Origin of the sequence: Vreelandella sedimenti, assembly GCF_013416325.1 — a bacterium.
GTDB classification, from domain to species: Bacteria; Pseudomonadota; Gammaproteobacteria; order Pseudomonadales; family Halomonadaceae; genus Vreelandella; species Vreelandella sedimenti.
Genome location: NZ_JACCGK010000019.1, coordinates 60985 through 81876 on the forward strand (window position 1 = coordinate 60985; position 20892 = coordinate 81876).

Below are 20892 nucleotides of genomic sequence, written 5' to 3' on the forward strand. Positions count from 1 at the left end.
AATTAACGAGGTGAAGTGTAGGAGTGGGGTAATTGCCGGAAGGCATGACCACACGATATGCATAGCCAGGAAACTCCTTCACCGAGTGGCAATTTCTGGGTGAAAAATTGGGTTGCGACGCGCGAGCCTGCCTGACTACCGAACACAGCACCCATCACGGCAGTGGGCAGTTTGGCTAACGGGAAGCGGGTTGAGGCCATCGATAAAGGGGACGTTAGGGTATAGGACTCGCGCCACGCGCCAATGGCAGCGCCGACAAGGCTGCCGCCAACGGTGCCGATACGTTGGGCGGTTTCAAAGTTAAGCGTGCATGGGGCTGCACAGCGCAGGCAAGGCGGGGACATAAACAACACTCCTATAGGTGTCAAAGTGATCCCGTGTGCAGGATTCATAGGAGTGATATAGGTCTGTAATTTTTTGGCTTTGACCTTTGAGTGCTTGCTTCATGAAACTCCTTTACTGATACTGTTCATATATACAGTAAAATAGGTAGCCTATTATGTCATCGAACGTTTCACTCCTGGGCCGCGCAGACACCATGGCCTCGTCACTACCCTTGCCGCTCTATTCAACCGCCGTGCGCGCGGGATTTCCTTCGCCCGCCGATGATCACTTGGATACCGAGCTAGATCTGCACCGCTACGTCGTTAAACGCCCAGCCTCGACCTATTTTGCTCGTGCCGAAGGTTATTCAATGATCGGAGACAGCATCCACCCTGGGGACTTATTGGTGGTGGATCGCAGCCTGGAAGCGCTGCCTGGTCGGATTGTGGTGATCTGCGTAGATGGGGAAATGACTGTTAAGCGTCTGGAGCGCGTTGGTCAGCGTACCTACCTCAAAGCAAGCAACCCCAATTTTAAGCCGATTCCCCTTGATGGACGCGAATCCCAAGTATGGGGTGTAGTGACCGACGTGATTCACAATCTGCTGAGGGCACTGCCGTGATTGCACTCGTTGACTGCAACAACTTTTATGTCAGTTGCGAGCGCGTTTTTGATCCAATGCTGGAAGGGCGTCCGGTAGGGGTGCTGTCGAATAACGATGGTTGCGTCGTTGCCCGTAGCAACGAACTCAAAGCCCTGGGTGTTGAGATGGGGACGGCCATGCACTTGTTACCGCCCGCGATTCGTCGCCAGGCTGTGCTGCTATCCAGTAACTATGCGTTATACGGCGATATGTCCCAGCGGGTAACTGAGGTGCTAGGCGAGTTTTCGCCCCATGTGGAGGTGTACTCCATTGATGAAAGCTTTGTCGGGTTTCAGGGCTTTGACCCAGATTCGCTGGAGGCGCGGGGCCAAGCCATGCGCGATACCGTTCGACAGTGGACGGGCATTCCCGTGTGCGTGGGGTTTGCACCTACCCGCGTACTCGCCAAAGTGGCGAATCAAGCGGCTAAAAAACATCCTGCCTACAAGCAGCATGGCGTATGTAAGCTAACCGCTGATAGTGAAGCGACCAAAGCATTGCTAAAACAGTTGCCGGTAACCGAGCTGTGGGGCGTGGCACGCCGTACCGGTGAACGATTAAGCGTAATGGGTATTGATACCGCATGGGATCTGCGTGAGGCAGACGCTAAGCGTATTAGGCAGCGCTTTAGTGTGGTTCAGGAACGCATCGTATGGGAGCTACGCGGGCAATCCGCCATCCAGCTTGATGACATGAGTCTACCTAAAAAACAAATCATGGTGTCGCGTTCATTCGGCAGGCTTACCGGCAACCCCCATGACTTACGCGAAGCCTTAAGGCATCACGCCGCGAGGGCAGCAGAAAAGCTGCGCAAACAGCAAAGTGTAACCAGTGCCGTGATGGTGTTTTTGCGAACCAACCCATTCCGTACTGACTTACCGCAATATCAACAACGTGTGGTTGTCTCTCTAGAGAGGCCCACCGATGATAGCCGCGATATCATCGCCTCAGCGGTACAAGGCCTACGCCGTCTCTGGCGCAAGGGCTACGCCTACCATAAAGCAGGTCTGATGCTGCTCGACCTTTCACCTAAGGCCAACCGACAGCTTACCCTCACTGAAACCCCGCAAACCGACGAAGAGGCTAAACGCAGTGAACGGCTGATGGCGACGATGGATAAGCTCAATCGTGAACTAGGTAAAGGAACGGTACAGCTTGGTCTACCCCGTAAAGGCAATGCATGGGCGCTGCGCAGTGAACGACGTACGCCGCGGTACACCACACAGTGGAACGAGCTTCTGGTCGTTAAGTAGATCAAGCATCGGTTTATATTTTTGCCATGCTAAACAAATTAAACTATTGATAAAGTTGATGAAGAAAACATCGGTGTGACCAAAGTGCCGTAAGGATGGACCCTTAAGCACGACGTCACGACGTTGAGAGCAAAAAAATCATAAAAACACCATATAGGTTGGCAATTTACGAAATTCTTGGCAGCGAACGTCGTCTTGTCGTGGATACTCCATCAAGAACTTCGCGTTGTAAGGCACGTCAATAGTGCATTGGGCAACGTGCTGTGTCTTCGAGGGACTTATAAAAAAGTTGAATAACATTCATAAGAAATCCCTTTCCTCACAGCCTAGCACCGAATGCTCGCTGCCTGATGTTTGTCCATTGCTCACAGAAATACTGTGGGGAGAGGGGGTGGGTCCGATCACCCAGTGGCGCTTCGAGCCACGTTTACCGTTGCTATAGCAGATTATCCCTTGGGCATTGAGCAGTGAGGCAGCTCGCTTGAACGCTGCGCCAAGGCCACGGGGCTCACGCGGCCATTGGCTACCCAAAGTGCAACTCGGCCGATATTTTGTCAAAATGGCGAGCCACACTCCCGTTGGTTTTTCAACGGCTTCCGTGATGGCCTCGATTTTAAGATATTTAATGAGAGCTTGAGCAACCGGTTCCTCTTCGGTCATCTCGCAGAGCCGATCACTACGATACGCCTGATACTGTGTCCAGAAGCCTTCTGAGTTCCCGACCAAACTATCGGAAACAATCATTCCAATTCGGCAGAAGTCTTGCCAGTTGCCCGGCACTTCTCGTTCTAATCTCACTTGGTCAATATTGGCATGTGCCTTGCCAAGCAGTGTAAGCAGTGCGCTGAAAGCGCAAGTCTGATCCATCGGTGTCAGGTTTTCATGACGAGTTTTTATCCGGTAAGTCTCACGTGGTTTAGCAATAGAGGGGGACGGCATCTCTAGACTCAAAGTGAGCTCAGCTAATTCATCATGACAAATAACTGGTTCTAAACTGCTTAGAACGCAAGGGCGTGACACATCCAAACTGGATGTAGTCTCATTACCGTCGTTTGCTCTCCATTCTAGTTGAGTGGTACAGAGCAACTCAAACAAGCGACGCTGTACTACTGCACTCAAAGGCGCTTCAACGTTTTCTAGGCTAATGACTTGATGCTGCCAAGCAAGCCGGTTTACTTTTTTCACAGTTGTGGGTATATCACGTATTGCAGTTTCCTTAATCACTGGATCAACTAAGTTTTTGATGATGCGTTGAAGTAGTGACATGCCACTTTTAGGCTCTCCCGTGAGCTCTAAAGCTAATTGTTGTCGTTCTGGCATTAGGCACAACACCATATATGTGTAAATTAACAGCTCTCGATCCTTTGGTAGCGCCACGTAAGTCTCCATGACGTTCAGGTCTGCACTGCGCCCATGCGTGTGTAACTCGCTGTAGGGGCGACTATTGATGGGCTGCCAGTAAGGATAGTGTTGTTGGGGGCGAACCATTGATTCATGCCCCGAGGGGAACATCATCACCTCGCCACCTAGTTCAATAAAGCGTTCGTTGCTTTCACCCAGCCAAGTTCGGCCGTTGCCGATAGTTCGAAAATCAGCTTGATTGAAGCGAATAATATCTAGTGCATTTTGGATGTTTTTGTCAGAAACATCACGATTACTGCTTTCAGCAACAATTTTTTTGATGATCGGTGCAATCATCTCTGCTTCCATTATTAGCACGGGACCTGATGAATGTGGCAAGAGGAAATTAACCCCGTTGGGGTCTATGGCTAGTCGATAATAATGGTGAATAATTTCCCTGACGAGATTGGCATTGCAAAGCTTGGGTAGTCGTCTGGTGCGGGGTATAGACGGCATTAAATGCCCCAGTGATGCACCTACAGAGGAAATAGGCTGATCAGCTTGTTGGGAGTGAGAAGGTTGGTTGGAAAGAAGTATGCCGTCCAAAGCATGTTCTTGAGAATGAAAACTATCATATGTCATTAGGTTGGTTCCTTGGTTTTATTAGCAGGGGCGCGTGCTGTTCATAGTAATCATTACTCCGCATGTTTTATATCATGGTGATGAACAGAAAGTTATGCATAGAAACTGATCCATGATGTCTTTTAAAAAAACCTCTCTTTCGCTAAATTTAATCCATAAGGCAATAAGTTTAAATTTATCAGATTTAATTAATGTGTCTAATGACTTTTTTTAATATCGAGTTTTATTTGTTGCTGGATGGTAAAAGAAGTATTTAAACTTGGTTGGACACCGATGGATAGATTACTGCATGAACATAATTCAAGCAGTTATAAATAAAAGCTATGAGTCTGAAAGCTGTGCTTATATAGAGTTCTATATACGTGTAGGGTTTTCTCATCTGAAGGTAACACTGGGCTGCCAATCAGATAGATCATCGCATTAAAATTGCTCTCGTTCCGGTGGCCGCCTGTACTGGACAAGCTGACCTATCGGCTATATGTCGCGTAGGTTTCCTATTTCATTACCAGCGCACCGATGTTCTGGCCGATGCGGTACTGGCGGATTGCGCACGTGTCCTGTAAACGGCAGCATCACTCATATTAAGGAGGTAGGCTAAAAGAACCGGTCAGGCTGGTTGTAAGATTACCTTTGAGGGAGGGAATGCATAAAAGCCTGCCCAGTAAAATCGTCACTGGCCACGTGGAGTAAGCCTTACCTTTTTTTTAAAAAAGGACATTAGCGTGCCCAGGGTTAAGAATACTCAGGGAAAGAAAATTCTGTTGTCGTTATACACTTATCCAAAAATAGTTTTACTGGGAAGAGTCATATTCTGAGTCATTGCGCGCCCAGTTGGGTCGCCATTGTTCGAGTAAGAAAAATGGACTTTTTGCTTTGGTATTTTAGCCACTTGCGTGAGATCGATAGCTAGGCGCAGAGCGGCTGAGGACATATTGTTTCCACTTAGCTGTTTAGGTAATAGGTAATATATATGTTCATTTAGAGAATAAATAAGGGGTGTAGAGAAGCGAAAAGCCATCCACCAAGAGGAGGCCAACAAGCCGACGATTTCCTCAATAAAACAGCAGCCTATCCAACCAACTTCACGACCTAGACTAACGAAGCTATAGCGGCATAGTTAATTGCACAACCACGCCAGGATGAGCGTGGTGTTTCTGTTAATCATTACGCCTTCCCAGAAGCGTTGCACCGCTTCCTGGTTCCTCCCTTTAAAGACGCCATTACTCACGGCCTTTAAGCCGCTGCGTATGCATGTCTCATTGATAGCCTGGTACAACTATGAAAACTGTTAGCCTTAAACTGCGCAAGCGGGTTCCTGAAAATATGAAGCTTAAGTTTTTCTACGAATGCTACTACCGTGGTTGTGAAGTACTTACGCGACAGGGTCCTCTTATCGAAAACTATTTGGAAAGCACCTACGACGCTCTGCTATACGTCTGTGAAATGCAGAACAAAACATTCGTTTTCCGACTAGATCTTCGCTTTCCCGACGATATGCCACCTAACACTTTGCATGTATTGAACACATATATACGGCGTTTTTTGGATAATTATGAGGAGGAGTTAGCCTTATTGAGGCTAAAACATCAATCACAGATCCACAGTACAAACTTTCGCAATGTGTGGTGCCGAGAGCAAAAAGACAGCGATAAGCCGCACTACCACTTGCTTATTTTGCTGAATGGGAATGCATTTCAACAACTAGGGAGCAGTAAGGAGTCCGCGTGGGGAGGATACCAAGACAATACCTTGATTCATGCGGCTATTCGCGCGTGGAGCCAAGCGCTTGAACTCCCAATATATAAAAATAAAGGGCTTGTCGAGATAGTGAAAAAGTGGAAACACGGTAGACGTACCAATAAATATTTCCTCTGCATGCTGCATAGAAACGATCCCTATAGCTTTGCGGAGGTGATGTACGTAGCTAGCTATCTCTGCAAGTACCACAGCAAACCCCTCGGTCAATGGGTTCACTGCTTTGGTGCTAGTCAAAAACCATTACACAGGAGAGTGTGATAAGACGAACAATAAGTGCCTATCCGGTGACACTTTGCTTCCATTCAGTACTGCTTAAGTAAGCGTCTGGTTTGGTGCTAGCTTTCATCGCGGTGAGCCATGCAATACCCACCTCTAAAGTGCTTCTAAAGGGTGAGTATTCTTTCCCATAAACATAAATAATTAATAAGTATTTGAAATTAAGGGGTTTTATTATTTTAAATAAGCATTAAAAGCTATTATTTCCATAGCTAGCATCTCGAATTGCGGTGGTAGTGGCGGCTCTCTATCATTCACATATCAACCGAAAGGAGTTAAGCCATGACCCACAGCCACCGTAATCGCATTGTCCTGCGCATGAAGCAAATGACCCAAAAGCTCAGTATCAGCCGCTCATCAATCTATGAAAAAATGAACCCCAAGTCGCCTCGATTCGATGCAACTTTTCCCAAGCCCATCAGGTTAGGCGCAGCCTCTGTCGGGTGGCTTGAAAATCAAGTGGATGAGTGGCTGATGAGCCGTCAAGCGTAATGAGTTTCAGCGATGTTTAGCGGCATTTTCGTCATATGCTGCTCTACACTCACCATTAACATCTCTTAACCAAGTGTTGAGCTTCGTCTCTACTCTTTCCTTTTTAATTGAATATCTTGCTCGATGTTCGCTGTTCTCATGCTCTGCTAGTACCTTTTCAGCTAGTTCGTGAGCAGCGGACTCGAGTGTTTTCCAACCCCCTATAGGAGGAGAGTTTCTAAGCAAATCAATAAAGCTGTATTTCAGGTTCGAGTAATCTTTATAGGCTTGTCCACCTGCTTTTTGAGAATAAGCTTTTTTCTGCAGCTTCTCTTCTGTGGCCAGTGCTTGTCCAAGTTGATGCTCGATATTCTTAAACTCGATTAACGATGACCAAGCATTTTCATGAAAGCCATGTTGCTCAAGGAGATCTGCACACACGATCCACATGAATGCTACGGGAAAGAGGTTGCTAACCTCAGTGCTATGGGTAGTAGGCAGTGAGTGGCAAATGATGTTTTTGCATTTGGTAGCGCTAATATTATCTTTTAAACGATCTAGGGAAATTTGGTACTCATCCAAAAAGCGCTCCTGGCATGCTTCATCCGAGAGCTCTTTTGTCTCAGGGGCACCATTCAACAAGAATAGGTAAGTTTCACTCAGTTGTTGCTTGAATTGCTCTATGCGCTCTCTCAACGGCAACTTGGAAAAAGCGGAAAAGATGTCAGGCACTGCCATCATGCTCCCAGCTAAATGTGAGGCTTTGTTATCCTCTTTAATATAATGCTTATCAGGGAGCGGGTTTTTTGTTTGTGACATGCGGTTATTTTCTCTTCTGTATGAACGGAGAAGGTAATGGATTGTGTTAGCGATTGATGGCTGTGCAATATCAATGAGGCTGTTTGACTCATCACGCTTAAATAACTAATTTAGAACGGCTAGTCGATACTGAATCGCCCCAGGTTTCGTAGACACCTCCAGGCCTTATACTGGACTACCAAGGATGATTATTTTATGGAGTTGGCGTTGAGGGTACTTATTAGGTGCGCTACCCTAATAAATATAAAATTATTAAGGTTCCAACTCCTGCAATTCCCAATGCGTCTAGCGTATCTGTCAAATCATTTTCAACCATTTTCAATACACTGACAGAAAAATAGCGTTCAAATAACTGTGATATTCCATTTGACGTTACACTTAATACGCCGATGATGATCTCGATGTTTTCAATACCGGTTAGCCACAGCAGAGTCGCTAGTAAAGTAATTAAAACAACGCTGGCTCTAAAGGAAAGCCATTTAGCAAAAAGAATAGAGGTATCGACACCGCCTACCAAGCTTCCTGCTGTTGCCTTTTTTTTGGGTAGCAGCCGTCTCCAAAAACCTTGGTTGGAGTCCAATAGTAGCGATAAAACCATGTGCATACACCAGAATAATTGAGCAGAATGGAGAACAGCTTGACATGCAATACTTAACGATCACTTAAGCATTCATTAATTGGCGAGGCTCCGGCACGTTTGGCTAATATCTTCTGCCTGCTGATATACGTCCGTTGCTACGCCAAGCAATCCCAGCACGCTGTGAAATAAGTTATCGTGGGAAGCGGCTTGATCAGAGACTAGGCGTAAGCACTCCGTATCGAGTCTTCGCTGCTTTGAAAATGAGTTGGAAAGCCACCAAACCATAGGCACATGCGTCTGTTCGTCGGGGGCAATGGCGTAGGGAATGCCGTGCAAATAAAGCCCCTTTTCGCCCAGTGATTCACCATGATCAGAGAGATAGATCATCGCAGTTGCGTAGTCTTCCTGACGCTTTAACATCTCAATCACCTGATCCAACACAGTGTCGGTATACAGAATGGCATTGTCGTAGCTGTTGGTAATGTCGTCTCTTGAGCACTTGGCTAAATCAGCGGTGGTGCAAGCGGGAACAAAACGTTCGTAGTCATCAGGGTAGCGTTGGTAATAGCTGGGGCCGTGGTTGCCTAGCTGATGCAGCACAACAACCTGATCAACTGAGGTACCGCTAATTTGCGTGGTCAAGGCTTGAACCAGTGCTTCATCCAAGCATCGCCCATCTTGACACAAAGAAGCATACTTCTCTGGCGAGAGCGCTTCTGTCGTCACTCCGTCGCAGACACCTTTACAGCCTGACTGGTTATCAAGCCAGGTGACCTCTAACCCGGCGTGGGCTAATACGTCCAGCAAGGATTCATATTGCTGAGCATACGATTTAGCGTAATCGGCACGCCCTGGTAATGAAAACATGCAGGGTAATGAGACCGCTGTGCTTGTACCGCATGAGGAAACATCAGAAAAATTGATAACGTCAGGCTGCTGGGCAAGTTTGGGTGTGGTTTGGCGTTCATAACCATTTAACCCCCAATTCGCCGCCCGTACCGTTTCGCCCACCACGATGACGAGCAGTTTGGGTTTGTCACCCGCTTGTGAACTGATACTGGCGTCCTCACCCACCGGGGAACGCACCGTATTCGCGGAAGCGTGTTGGCTCGAAAGGGCCTGCGCCATCGAAACAATATAATTACCTGGGGTCACCAAGTAGCGTAGCTCTTTATTGTTGCGCATGAGTGACGACACTTCTTGGTAAGATAAGAAAATTGCTAACAGCAATATAGCAGTGCTGGCAAGGCAATAAGCTAAGCGACGCAACACTGCCTTCTTCCAGGTTGACGGTGTGATTTTAACGCGCCAAATCATGACGGTAGGCAAGCCAAAAAAGATTGCCAAATGAATCAGTAAACCAGCGGTGAGAAGTTCCTGTGCTTCGTTAGTGTCCGTTTGAAGCACATTGTCTAGCATGGAGGTGTCAAAATAGGTGCCGTAGTAACTGGTAAAGTAACTGACAAAGGCGGCAATCAGAAACAGCAAGGTTAATAAAGGTTTTACCAGCGTTCGAAAAGCAAGGCTCACGAAGATCAAATAGTTAAGGCAGGTCATCACCAAAAACATATTGGCAAAGGTTAGCCACGTCTGGACGGCAAGAGGGTCATAGCCAGCAAAGGCTTGTTGCCAAAAAGGGACATTGTAAAAAACACTGAATATGACAACACCCCATAAGACAAGCTGCTCCGTACTTAATGTGGGGCGATAATGCCAAGCGGTGCCTACAATTTTTGAAGGCAATGACAGCAAAGGGGGCATTGAAAGGCTCTCTATATGAAAAGATTAATGAACGCTGGGGGGTAATAAGAATCTTGAAAGGACAAAGCTTACGGTCCAACAAATCATGACGGTCCAGAGGTCATGGGAGAGAAAGTGCGCCCCGCGGAACTGTTGAGTGATCCCAAACGTAAGGCCAAGCCCTAAGCCCAGTGCAAGCCCTGCCCATCGCCAGTGGGGCCGTATGGCGGCAAAAAAGAAGTAGAGGGCTATCCAGGTATACCCTGCGCTGGCATGCCCGGCGGGAAAGCAGGCGGACGCTGGCATTGAGGAAGGCCGTATGCTGAGCAAGCCAATAAAGTCGCGTGCCCCACCATAGCGAACTAAATCCCAAGGGCATTCCATGCTCACTAGGTGTTTAATCGTTGCTACAAGTAGCGCTGAAAGAAGCGTTGCGGAAAAAAGATATAAAAGCGGCGTGCGATACGCTTTAAGACGAGTAACCACGGTGCTTAGTATTAATAGGAGGAGTGTGGCTAAACCCATCGCCAAGCTTAGCCATTTACCGCCTTTGTGAAGAATATCTTGGGTAATTAAGGTATCTTTCCACGCCCAGGCATTACCTTGAAAGCGATATATAACGTCAGTTATCGTAAAATCTATGTTTAAAATACTGAAGACCGACATGGCGATTAGAAATAAAAGCCATGCGGATGCTACGGATTTGAGAACATTTAGTAGAGCAGCACGCATAGCCACACACCCATCATCATAAAAAGGGTCATCATGACGGCGGCAGCCCCCATGTCTTTAGCACGCCCGCTAAGTTCGTTATGTTCTAGTCCAATACGGTCAATGGTGCATTCGATGGCGGAGTTAATGAGTTCCACTATCACTACAAGGGTGAGTGAAGAAAACAGCAATGCTTTTTCTACGGAAGTGGCATTAACAAAAAATATAAAAGGGTAGAGGACGAGGCATAGCATCACCTCTTGTCTAAAGGCAGACTCATTTATCCAGCAAGCTTTTAAACCCGATACTGCATTCATAGAAGCGCGGAAGATGCGTTTGAAACCCGTGCCATTGGGTTTTGACGTCGTTGAAATAGGCAAGACAGTACTCTCGATAACGTAACAGTAGGGTCACTATAAAGTGCAAAACTTAACGAACAGTTATGCGCTTTAATTCAGTGGCTAGAATGCAAAGGGGCAGCGCTGGGTGGTGGTGTTACCCACTGTGTTGGTTGATTTGTTGCCGAGGCCGATTGAACGGGATCCGTTGCGTTTTGTCCGTTAAGATTAGTGCGTATGGCTTCTATTACCGTGCTGATTTCTGGGTGCCACAGAATAGTGTCATAGGCTTCTCGTGGTACGAAAGCGAGTGATTTTTTTTGGCGTACCAGGGAAATGGTGGCGACATCGAGTGCTGCCGCTAAGTGCATAGGCCCAGAGTCTGGCGTCACGAGTAACCGCGCACGTTCCAAAACCGCGGCAAAGTGGCGGATAGGAAGCGGTGAGCATAAGCTGCCATAAAGTGATGACTTCAAACGCTTCTCAATAGGTGCTAGAAGCCTAAACTCCTCCGGTCCAAGAAATACAATATAGCGTATTTTACGGGCTTCCATGGCATCGATAAGCATTAACCAAAATTCCAACGGCCAACGCTTGTTTTGATGCCCGCCTACGAAGATCGCAATAAAATTTGTATCTGGTGGTTGTTCGCTATGAAGGCTGGCTAGCTGTTGTATTTTCGTTATTGCCTGATAGCGTTCCTGCTCTGTTATCTGGAGCAATGGCCGGTTACGGCAAGCAACACCGAGCGGACGTGTTAAGTTAACGATGGCATCGTAGGCATGTGATGACGTACCTTCCGCCTCAATGCTGTACCAGCGCTGGTGACCTTTACCTGAACCCATGGTGTACCGTGCCCCTATTAACCGGGTCACTATAAAACCGCTCGTTGATCCTCCACTCACTTGTACCGCCAGGTCATAGCGTTGTGCTCGTAGACGTCGTAATAATGTCACACACTGCCAAGGTCGAAGAATGGCGCTTCTCGACAGTAAAAAGAAATAATCAACAGGTCGTTGTTGCAACAGTGGCCATGTTTTATCAGTCGCTAAATAGTCTATGCGCGCGGAAGGAAAACGTTCACGAAAAGCATCGATGACAGGGGTACTAATTAGCGCGTTGCCTAGACGAAAATTGGGGCGAATAATGAGAATTTTTTCTACGCCCACAAGGCTGTCAATGGTTTCTGGTGTAGGTGCTTTGAGGATATACCGTATGCCTCCCAGTAAATATTGCTTCATTCTTTTTTCTAAAAAACGGGCCATTATTTTTAAATAATAGTTTGTTCTAATAAGTGTTAGTAATTGCATGTTATGGCGCTCTCTCAATTAATAAAAAATAGCCTGCCCACGGTTGCGACAGGGCATAATCAAAATAACTGTCACTGAAGGCACTGCTTGGGCTTTGCCCATGGCGAAAGAGGCAGCATGAGCCTAAATAACTTAAAGAAGAGTTAAACTGCGTAAGAAGTTCGAAAAGATAGGGTGGTTGGCTTACTGGTTGCATTCAGATGAGGTTGCTTTTTGAGAAGTAAGTTACCCTATTTAAGAAAAGCTTAAGTTTTGGTAGCCAAGATAGCGGCTTGTCGATTGAGGGAATCAGCATGCGTGCACTACTAATAGAAGATGATCCCTTGCTTGGGGATGGCATCAAGACGGCGCTGGAGCGCGAGGGCTACGCGGTTGATTGGTTTATGCTTGGCCGCGAGGCAATCAGCGCTATCGGCAGCGAGACCTTTAGTGTGATTATTTTGGATCTTGGGCTGCCCGATATGGACGGTATGCAAGTACTGCATTTACTCCGACAGCAATCTACTCTGCCTATTCTTATTTTGACGGCCCGTGATGCGATGGAAGACCGTATTGGGGGTTTAGATGCGGGGGCGGATGATTATGTGCTCAAGCCTTTCAATTTGCAGGAGCTCCTCGCCCGTTTGCGTGTCGTAATGCGGCGCGCTGAGGGGCGGGCCTCGCAAATATTGACGCTGGGTGCACTGAGTATTGATGAGGCTCTCCATGCGGTGAGTTGGCGGGGCAAAGACGTAAAGTTGGGCCGACGCGAGTATGCCTTATTGCTAGAGCTAGCTAGGCACCCTGACAGGGTGCTATCTCGCCCTCGTTTAGAAAATTTGCTTTACGGCTGGGGCGAAGAGGTAGAGTCCAACACGGTGGAAGTTCACATTCATCATCTGCGAAAAAAGCTTGAAAAACATCTAATTATTAACGTGCGGGGGATTGGCTACCGACTGGATAGCCAGGCGCAATGAGATCGATACGGCGTTATCTGCTTCGCACGCTAGCCATTACCATGGTGGTCGCTGGGGGCGTTGCGGTTACCGCGGCTTACTTAATTACGGATCACGAGCTAGAAGAAATTCTCGATACACAACTCAGTCTGCATAGCCGGATTGTGGCTGGCCAACTCGATCCAAACGCTACCATCGACGACTATGCTCGCCTTGCTGCGCGCATGGGCCTTCCCGCGCATCCAACCCAGCTATATCGTGACGGTATCGCCGTGCCCGTGAGCAGCTCTGAATCAGGTCCCAAGCTTTACCACGAGGAAGAGCTTAAATTAGTACTGGGTTTTTGGAATGCCGATGGCTCACCCAGGCTGTTAGGGGGCAAATGGAATGATGCAGGGCCTTTCCCCGCGCCTTTAGAGGAGGGTTTTCGCTGGGAAAGCTACGATGGTCACCGCTGGCGGGTTTTCAGCATGTTCGATGTTGCCAGCGATACCTGGATCAGCATGGGACTACGGGGTTCGTTTCATGATGAAGTGGTGGAGCGCATCACCTGGAACAATTTATTGCCGATGCTCTTGTTGCTGCCACTCCTTCTTTGGCTGATGAGTAGAGTTATCCGGCGGGGTGTTGCACCCATCCAAGCACTTTCCAGCCAGGTACAAGGTCGCTCCGCCCACGACCTGCGTCAAATCAATAATCCGGTTCCTCAAGAGCTTAATGGATTACGCCAATCACTAAACGACTTTATCGCCCGGTTGAAAGCCACGTTAGAGCGCGAGCGGCGCTTCACTGCAGATGCGGCCCATGAATTACGCACGCCCTTGGCAGCGCTGAGAATCCACTTAGATAATGCGCAGGCAGGGGGAGAGCAATCATTACAAAAGGCTTATGTCGGGGTTGAGCGGCTTCAACGGGTGGTAGAACAGCTGCTCATTTTGGCTCGTTTGGATCAAGTTGCCACAACCTCACCGGCCACTATTGACCTCTATCCGATTATTGCTGAATTGATAGCCGAGCTGTGGCCACTCGCTGATGAGCGAGATCAGCACTTGAGGCTAACAGGCTTAACCCGGTTGGAGGTTCGCGCCGACGAAGTCGAGGTGGGAATGCTCTTTCGTAACCTACTGGATAATGCCTTGCGCTATACGCCGGAAGGCGGTCAAGTGGAGGTAGAGTTAGCGCTTTGGGAGGGGTTGCCTCAACTCACGGTGAGTGACACTGGCCCCGGCCTCCCCGAGGCACTGTTGGATAAAGTCACTGAGCGCTTTCGGCGCGCGTCTGGCCAGGGTACCACCGGCAGCGGGTTGGGTTTATCGATTGTCTCGGAGTTGGCTCAGCGCCAGAACGCACGCCTTACGCTTAGTAATCGTACGCCCAATGGCCTGGCGGTCAGTGTGGTGTGGGAGCAAAACCAACATCAGGATCGCTGATTAGCTTACAGTGCTTTTCTTTGGAACAAGTGATTGAATCTAAATGCATTTCAACCGTTATATGCACCAGAGAATCGCACTGTTGCTACAAGCGCTGGCTAAAAATATGCCCTGAAGGCTGTTGCCACACAGCTATCTGCCACTCTCCCTCTGAAAAGAAAGGGGAAATCAATCACGAGGTGAGGCCATGCAACATACAGAGCACCATCGATCTAACCGTTCAGGTTGGCTGCGCGCAGCCGTCATGGGCGCGAATGATGGCCTTGTCTCGACTAGCAGCCTGATACTCGGCGTGGCAGCAGCGAGCACCGCGCATAGCGACATTATGTTGGCCGGTATTGCGGGGCTAGTGGCCGGGGCTATGTCGATGGCCGCCGGTGAATACGTCTCCGTTAGCTCACAGTCTGACACCGAACATGCGGATCTTGCGCTTGAGCGCCAAGCGTTGATAGAACATTTTGATGCTGAACTGGAAGAGCTGGCAGCGATTTATGAAGCGCGTGGGTTAACACCGGCGCTAGCCACGCAAGTCGCTGAACAGCTGATGGCAAGCGATGCGCTAGGCGCTCACGCCAGAGATGAGATTGGCATCACCGAGACAAGCCAAGCGCGCCCACTCCAGGCGGCCTTTTCATCGGCTGTGACCTTCACGGCTGGCGCCATGTGGCCGTTGCTAATCGCCTGGTGGGCGCCGCCGCCATTGCTTATTCTTCTGGTGGCGCTCTTCTCGATACTGTTTTTAGCCTTTCTAGGGGCGGCGGCTGCCCGTGTGGGTGGCGCGCCGATACTCAAAGCCTCGGTGCGCGTAATGTTCTGGGGCGCATTGGCGATGACCTTGACCTTCGGCATAGGCCGCTTGTTCGGTGTCGTGGCATAAATAAGGGATAGTGCAGCCATTGCTCTGTGTCAAACAGGTCTGAAAAGGCCACTCGTGCAAAATTAAGGAGTGGCCATTATCATTGCATTGTCTTAACAACATCTTAATTAAGACTGAACATCATGAGCCTTAGTGTTGGGGGTAGAGGTAGGGCGGCGGCGATAGCCATGCAACATGCTAGCGATCAAATTATCGCCTTGCTTGAGGCTTTCTACCACAGCACCCAATACATGCAGTGGTACTAGAAAAAGAATCGCGTTGGCCATGAGTTCGTGGGTTTCTTCAACCCAGCCAACCCCCCAGAAACGATCCGTTTCTTCCATCATGTAGCCAGTAAGTCCCAGACCGAGGATTAGCCCAAGCAGCACCAGCATCATGATAGCGCCCAGCGGTGTATGGGTAATGCCGGTTTGCTCTATCTTGCTGTCGCGACCGCGCAGCACACATTGAAGTCGGCTCACGGTAGGCCAAAAGCTCCGCCAGCGTGCACTCCAGGGACCGATAAATCCCCAAAGGATGCGTACGACGATTAATGCCACCAAGGCATAACCGACCCATTGGTGTATATCGCCCCCTTCTTCGGTTAGCCATAAGTTGACGGCTACGCCAGCAACCAAAGCCCAATGTACCAACCTGACCAACGGGTCCCAAACACGGATACGGGTATTATCGGCCATGGTAACCTCCTGATCAGTCTTCGACTTCCTGCTTCACGATGCTGGCATCTACTGGGTTGAAATAGATCTCTACCCGGCGCTCCTGCTCGTCCCAGCCGTATATCTCGTAGCAGTTTCCCTCGGTGACCTTAAATTCTTTGATTTTGTAACCCATCTCGCTGATACGTTCTTCCATATCAGCTTGGCTGATCCATTCGTCACTGGGGGCATCAGTACAATGAGTCTCGGCCAGCGCAGCCGTGCTAGCCGTCAGTAACAACGCCGATGTTATAATCTTAGTGATGTGAGTTCGCATAAGTAATACCTCTTTTCGATGATGGGTGGCTGTGCAAGACATATTTGTCGATTGGCACAAGGATCATCCTAAATGAGGTAACTTATGGCAGGCTTAAAAAAAGGTAAGCAGCAAAAAAACTGATTATTGAGCACGTTTTTCTGGCGCCTGTAGTGGTCAAGTAAAACTGGCCACCGGTTTATAGTTAACCCATTTTTTTCCTCTGCCTGATTCAGGCTAACACCCACATTATGCTGATGAGGCCTAAGCTGGCTTTAATACCTGATTAAATAGTTCACGATATGATGCTGGCTCTCCAAGAATGAGCGATAGCCATACGTCGGCACCCATTAAACCTATAAGCTCCAAAAGAACCGCTCCATTGGCGCATTATCACAGTAATTCCCACGCCGACTCAGGCTTTGTTTTATCAGGCATTTTCAGAGCGTCTGACGGAAACTACAGCTCGTAAAATAGCTGCCCTGGTCAGCTGTGGAACATAACGGCTTTGGGTCGCCCTCGGCTTTTATAGACCATTTTTAATACACAACTGGTGAGTTCGCTATCCGGCGATAACGACTTCGCCCAGCCAACCGGTTTTCTAGCTAATATGTCAATGACAACCGTTAGATAGGCCCAGCGATCTCCAGTTTAGATATACGTGACATCGCTATCCCAAACGAGGTTGGGCCCTTAAAAATACCGATAACGGGTGAACCGACCGCTTGCCTAAGACGTAAAAGCCAGTACGGCACTAACACAAAGCCCATCGCGAAGCCGAACAACGAAAGCCGAATAAAACGCGACCACTGTAACCGAGTGATTGGTGGCGGTGGGGGAAGCATTGCCAGGTGTTAAACGAGAATCCAAGGGAATGAAGTACCATGCAGCCTTCACGCCAGCAGCCGTTAGCACAGCAAATACCATACAAGTGAGACGCCATGCATCGTATAGGAACACGGCGGAGGGCACGGCAATGCTAATACCGATGCTGGTACCAGCATTCATGATGGATATTACACGACCGTGCATCGTGCGACTCACCAATGCCGTCATCGCATCGGTAAGTTTTGGCATCATCAAACCGGCGCAGATACCGCAGATAAACCCACCAATACCCATTGATAGTGCGCATACGACTGACTGAGCAGCGCGAGACCTGCAACGCCTAAGCACCCTGATAATGCCGATCAAGTAGGACGTTAGCCAGCTCGGTAATAATTGACAGGACAAATAGGCCAAAAGTGAAGCATCCAAACCCGTAGCTAATCGCGACCAGTGCTGCACCAAGAAGGGAAAATTCGATGTTCGACAAAACCTTCATAAAGCTATTCGTCTTTCGTGTTTTATCTTGAAGGACTTGCAAATATCGCAATTGACACAATGGAATCCGTGTTGAGCAATAAGATATGTTAATCCCCACTTAGCCTACCCAGATCCAAGTCGCGACAGAGCGGGTATACCCATTGGCTAGCTAACCAGCTTTGTAATTTAACGATAGAATTTTTTTAAAAAAATTATTCTGGAATCATATTCGAAATAAATCTAAGCTTATGAGTTATTTTGATATATACTATTTTCATAATCAAAAAATTAAATTACCTATCTTGGTGATCGCGATGCAATGCCCAATCGTTACGCACTTTTTTGATGAGCCCACCAATACCTTTAGCTATGTGGTTCAAGACTCAGACAGCCGTGCCTGTGCGGTCATCGATTCAGTGCTCGACTTTGATTATGCCGCTGGGCAGACGGACGTGCGATCCGCTGACAACATCATCGCCTTTATTCGCGAACACGATCTCGAGGTGGTCTGGATTTTGGAGACCCATGTGCATGCCGACCACCTCTCGGCTGCGCCATACCTGCATGATCAGTTAGGCGGTAAAACCGGCATTGGCGCCAACATAGTGAAGGTGCAGGAGATATTCGGTAAGGCGTTCAATGCGGGCAGCGAGTTTGCCCGGGATGGCAGCCAATTTGATGCGCTGTTCGAAGAAGGGGATACGTTTACCATTGGCCAATTACAGGGCAATGTTCTGCACACTCCTGGGCATACGCCCGCCTGTTTAACCTACGTAGTGGGCGATGCCGCCTTTGTAGGCGATACGCTTTTTATGCCGGATTATGGCACCGCGCGGTGTGACTTTCCCGGCGGCGATGCGCGCACCCTTTATCACTCTATTCAAAAAGTGTTGGCGCTTCCCGAGCAGACGCGGCTGTTCTTATGCCACGACTATAAAGCCCCCGGCCGTGATAACTTTGAGCATGAAAGCAGCGTTGCGGAACAGCGCAGTGAGAATGTCCATGTTCATGAAGGTATCAGCGAAGACGAGTTCGTGAAGATGCGCACTGAGCGCGACGCCACCTTAGGCATGCCGAAGCTCATTATTCCCTCTGTGCAAGTCAATATGCGTGCAGGGGAGCTGCCTCCGGCGGAAGAGAACGGCACCGTCTATCTCAAAGTGCCGATTAATTTTTTCTAACGGTTTGAGTGCGATCTAAGGAGTCACCAGTGGATTGGACAGCAGGCTTACAAGGGCTGGTTGGGGGTGTGTTGATCGGGCTTTCCGCTACCTGGCTGATGGCAACGCTAGGGCGTATTGCGGGTATCAGTGGCATCGTGGGCAATTTGATAACACAACGCCCCAAGGGCGATAGCGCTTGGCGAGTGGCTTTTCTGTTAGGGCTGATTAGCGGCCCGCTTTTGCTTATGGCTTTTGGTGGTGGTTTGGGCAACGTTGCCGGTAGCCCTGGCGAGGTGATCGGCGCATCAGTAGGAGGTGTAGGGTTAATGCTAGTGGCTGGGCTGTTAGTGGGCGTAGGCACGGGGCTGGGCAGTGGCTGTACCAGCGGCCATGGCGTATGCGGACTGGCGCGCTTGGCGCCACGCTCCATGGCGGCCACCGGTATGTTTTTAGTGACGGGGCTAGTGACCGTTTATATCTCGCGCCACTTGCTAGGTTTAGGTGGCGTTCAATGAATAGTTCAATGAGTCAGTCAAACAAGAGCAGTTGGATAAAAACGGCGGCAGGCTATGCGGCGGGGCTACTTTTCGGTATTGGTTTGGCTGTTTCAGGCATGACGGACCCCGCGCGAGTAGTGGGATTTCTAGACGTAGCGGGTGCCTGGGATCCAACGCTGATGTTCGTATTGGGCGGGGCCGTCGTTACCACCTTTATCGGCTATCNGGGCGGGGCCGTCGTTACCACCTTTATCGGCTATCGGCTGGTATTCAAGCGTACTGCTCCACTGCTGGGTGGCGTCTTTCAGTTACCGACCAAACGAGAGTTAGATGCGAAGTTGTTAGGGGGCGCGGCCCTGTTTGGCATTGGCTGGGGACTTTCCGGCTACTGCCCAGGGCCAGCGATTGCCTCCATCGGCGGTCTTTCCTTACCGCTATTGGCCATGCTGGTGACCATGGTGTTGGGGTGGTTTGCCGCTAAGCGTCTCGCCTAGCCATTCGTCCTTATTCGGCGATTGCCATGCCCACGCCCTTGCCTTCACCGCAAGGGTGTTTTTATTTGTCTAAACACTGGGTTAACGCCCGTCAGGCGGTGCGAGCGGTGACCAGTGATTTGGTCATTCTTGATCGCGGATTACCCGATGCACTCGCCCCGGTCGCTACGTATGGCCTCCCTAAAGAGACTCGTCCGCTAATTGAAACCTCAAATACGCTTCTTGAGTGTGTACAGCAAGCCATTATCCGCGAGCAGCGCTTTACAAACCATGCCTCCGCTGACTGTAATCAAAACCCACCTGCAAATGGCTCGCAGGGTCGAAAGTCAGGCTGCAATAACATCGCTCAACTATGCTCAAGAGTGCGTTGTGCGGTTGAGCTAAACCCTTGACCAGTTACTCACTCTGGCTCGTCTAGAGGTGCGTGTGCGTTTTGATTATGGCCAAGCTAGTCGCGTCGCAGATGTGGCCGAACATGCCCCGGCAAATAGCTTGTACGACAAACAAGTCCGCTTTATAGAGCCATCCCACTGGCCTGATGTTGCTCTTGCGATGCCCACGTTAACGTTGATGCGCAGTGGGAGTCAGGGGAGCGTCGTCTCACTTTTAGCGTTAGCGACCAAGGCTCAGGTGTTGATAGCGCAAATTAACGCATCGATTCTGGCGCGCCAGTAAACAGCAGCGCAGTGGACTGGGGCTAGCCATTGTGGCCGCTAACGCAGCTTGCGGTGTTGGGATCGCTATGTTCATTATATTTTCTAGCCTTATTGGGGGCCGTTGCCGCGCGGGCAGGTGGGACGCCAACGCTCAAGGCTGCTTTGCGAGTCATGTTTTGGGGTGCACTTGCTATGGCCATCACATCCGGCATAGGGCGGGTATTTGGTGTGGTGGCTTAACTACGTGAATTGTTGGGATTGATATCAATAATGGGAGAAAGCACTACGCCCATTCACCAGCAACCATAAGGTGTCATCAATTCAGATGTCGGTTACCGGTTGATAAACGGTATTTATCGTGTCGTTGCAACACTACGA

General features: G+C 49.2%; 23 protein-coding genes and 1 pseudogene. 12 read left to right on the forward strand and 12 right to left on the reverse strand.

Going from position 1 to position 20892, the window contains the following annotated elements; genetic code table 11:
• Positions 1-2 precede the first annotated feature (2 nt).
• Positions 3-344, reverse strand: coding sequence for a hypothetical protein (locus HZU72_RS19395; RefSeq protein ID WP_027959657.1), 342 nt, complete (start codon positions 342-344; stop codon positions 3-5).
• Between the two features lie 155 nt (positions 345-499).
• Here HZU72_RS19395 and HZU72_RS19400 point away from each other — a divergent pair, with 155 nt between their 5' ends.
• Together HZU72_RS19400 and HZU72_RS19405 are read left to right on the forward strand one after the other, a co-directional pair.
• Complete coding sequence (locus tag HZU72_RS19400; RefSeq protein ID WP_027959656.1) at positions 500-946, forward strand: LexA family protein; 447 nt, start codon at positions 500-502, stop codon at positions 944-946.
• Complete coding sequence (locus HZU72_RS19405) at positions 943-2220, forward strand: Y-family DNA polymerase (RefSeq protein ID WP_027959655.1); 1278 nt, start codon at positions 943-945, stop codon at positions 2218-2220. The genes HZU72_RS19400 and HZU72_RS19405 overlap by 4 nt, the downstream gene beginning before the upstream one ends.
• 300 nt (positions 2221-2520) lie before the next feature.
• Here HZU72_RS19405 and HZU72_RS19410 read toward each other — a convergent pair whose 3' ends face one another.
• Positions 2521-4203, reverse strand: coding sequence for an AICE-type RepA C-terminal domain-containing protein (locus HZU72_RS19410; protein WP_009288067.1), 1683 nt, complete (start codon positions 4201-4203; stop codon positions 2521-2523).
• 1278 nt (positions 4204-5481) lie between these two features.
• Between HZU72_RS19410 and HZU72_RS19415 the strand changes: the two genes are divergently transcribed.
• Positions 5482-6219 (forward strand): YagK/YfjJ domain-containing protein, encoded by a 738-nt coding sequence (locus HZU72_RS19415; RefSeq protein WP_009288068.1) that lies wholly within the window; start codon positions 5482-5484, stop codon positions 6217-6219.
• Between the two features lie 300 nt (positions 6220-6519).
• On the forward strand, positions 6520-6729 hold the full coding sequence (locus HZU72_RS19420; RefSeq protein WP_027959653.1) for an AlpA family phage regulatory protein: 210 nt from the start codon (positions 6520-6522) through the stop codon (positions 6727-6729).
• 6 nt (positions 6730-6735) lie between these two features.
• On the opposite strand, the gene HZU72_RS19425 is transcribed toward HZU72_RS19420, so the two are convergent.
• From HZU72_RS19425 to HZU72_RS19450, 6 genes are all read right to left on the reverse strand, one after another.
• On the reverse strand, positions 6736-7527 hold the full coding sequence (locus HZU72_RS19425; protein ID WP_180095059.1) for a hypothetical protein: 792 nt from the start codon (positions 7525-7527) through the stop codon (positions 6736-6738).
• A 229-nt stretch (positions 7528-7756) separates the two neighbouring features.
• The gene (locus tag HZU72_RS19430) at positions 7757-8125 is read right to left on the reverse strand and encodes a hypothetical protein (RefSeq protein WP_027959652.1); all 369 of its coding nucleotides are present in this window, start codon (positions 8123-8125) and stop codon (positions 7757-7759) included.
• Positions 8126-8200: 75 nt separating this feature from the next.
• Complete coding sequence (locus HZU72_RS19435) at positions 8201-9868, reverse strand: phosphoethanolamine transferase (RefSeq protein WP_009288070.1); 1668 nt, start codon at positions 9866-9868, stop codon at positions 8201-8203.
• Positions 9869-9892: 24 nt separating this feature from the next.
• Positions 9893-10579: a phosphatase PAP2 family protein gene (locus HZU72_RS19440; RefSeq protein ID WP_180095061.1), complete on the reverse strand. Its 687-nt coding sequence runs from the start codon at positions 10577-10579 to the stop codon at positions 9893-9895.
• On the reverse strand, positions 10561-10938 hold the full coding sequence (locus HZU72_RS19445; RefSeq protein ID WP_235976183.1) for a diacylglycerol kinase: 378 nt from the start codon (positions 10936-10938) through the stop codon (positions 10561-10563). Before HZU72_RS19445 ends, HZU72_RS19440 begins: the two co-directional genes overlap by 19 nt.
• Positions 10939-11012: 74 nt before the next feature.
• Complete coding sequence (locus tag HZU72_RS19450; protein ID WP_022523384.1) at positions 11013-12206, reverse strand: glycosyltransferase family 9 protein; 1194 nt, start codon at positions 12204-12206, stop codon at positions 11013-11015.
• Positions 12207-12499: 293 nt separating this feature from the next.
• On the opposite strand from HZU72_RS19450, the gene HZU72_RS19455 reads away from it, so the two are divergent.
• From HZU72_RS19455 to HZU72_RS19465, 3 genes are all read left to right on the forward strand, one after another.
• Positions 12500-13162, forward strand: coding sequence for a response regulator (locus tag HZU72_RS19455; RefSeq protein WP_022523385.1), 663 nt, complete (start codon positions 12500-12502; stop codon positions 13160-13162).
• Positions 13159-14571, forward strand: a complete 1413-nt coding sequence (locus HZU72_RS19460; protein ID WP_022523386.1) for an ATP-binding protein — start codon at positions 13159-13161, stop codon at positions 14569-14571. Before HZU72_RS19455 ends, HZU72_RS19460 begins: the two co-directional genes overlap by 4 nt.
• Before the next feature lie 187 nt (positions 14572-14758).
• On the forward strand, positions 14759-15448 hold the full coding sequence (locus HZU72_RS19465; RefSeq protein ID WP_022523387.1) for a VIT1/CCC1 transporter family protein: 690 nt from the start codon (positions 14759-14761) through the stop codon (positions 15446-15448).
• Positions 15449-15555: 107 nt separating this feature from the next.
• On the opposite strand, the gene HZU72_RS19470 is transcribed toward HZU72_RS19465, so the two are convergent.
• The 4 genes and pseudogenes from HZU72_RS19470 to HZU72_RS23905 all read right to left on the reverse strand — a co-directional run bounded on the left by HZU72_RS19470 (position 15556) and on the right by HZU72_RS23905 (position 17476).
• Positions 15556-16125 carry a cytochrome b/b6 domain-containing protein gene (locus HZU72_RS19470; RefSeq protein WP_009288075.1) on the reverse strand — a complete coding sequence of 190 codons (570 nt, stop codon included), beginning with the start codon at positions 16123-16125 and terminating at the stop codon, positions 15556-15558.
• 13 nt (positions 16126-16138) lie between these two features.
• A complete protein-coding gene (locus tag HZU72_RS19475; RefSeq protein ID WP_022523388.1) occupies positions 16139-16420 on the reverse strand; it encodes a PepSY domain-containing protein in 282 nt (93 codons plus the stop codon).
• A 156-nt stretch (positions 16421-16576) separates the two neighbouring features.
• Positions 16577-17089 (reverse strand): annotated as a pseudogene (locus HZU72_RS23900) (DDE-type integrase/transposase/recombinase); the annotation flags it as partial.
• A gap of 39 nt (positions 17090-17128) precedes the next feature.
• Positions 17129-17476 (reverse strand): hypothetical protein, encoded by a 348-nt coding sequence (locus HZU72_RS23905; protein WP_235976184.1) that lies wholly within the window; start codon positions 17474-17476, stop codon positions 17129-17131.
• A 542-nt stretch (positions 17477-18018) separates the two neighbouring features.
• Here HZU72_RS23905 and HZU72_RS19485 point away from each other — a divergent pair.
• The 5 genes from HZU72_RS19485 (at position 18019) to HZU72_RS19505 (ending at position 20754) form a co-directional block, all read left to right on the forward strand.
• Complete coding sequence (locus HZU72_RS19485) at positions 18019-18885, forward strand: MBL fold metallo-hydrolase (RefSeq protein WP_027959644.1); 867 nt, start codon at positions 18019-18021, stop codon at positions 18883-18885.
• Between the two features lie 29 nt (positions 18886-18914).
• On the forward strand, positions 18915-19382 hold the full coding sequence (locus tag HZU72_RS19490) for a YeeE/YedE family protein (RefSeq protein WP_022523392.1): 468 nt from the start codon (positions 18915-18917) through the stop codon (positions 19380-19382).
• Between the two features lie 8 nt (positions 19383-19390).
• Positions 19391-19858, forward strand: coding sequence for a DUF6691 family protein (locus tag HZU72_RS19495; protein ID WP_180095063.1), 468 nt, complete (start codon positions 19391-19393; stop codon positions 19856-19858).
• A 65-nt stretch (positions 19859-19923) separates the two neighbouring features.
• A complete protein-coding gene (locus HZU72_RS23910; RefSeq protein WP_231500696.1) occupies positions 19924-20250 on the forward strand; it encodes a hypothetical protein in 327 nt (108 codons plus the stop codon).
• 336 nt (positions 20251-20586) lie between these two features.
• Positions 20587-20754, forward strand: coding sequence for a VIT1/CCC1 transporter family protein (locus tag HZU72_RS19505; protein ID WP_370657681.1), 168 nt, complete (start codon positions 20587-20589; stop codon positions 20752-20754).
• The last annotated feature ends 138 nt before the right edge of the window (positions 20755-20892 follow it).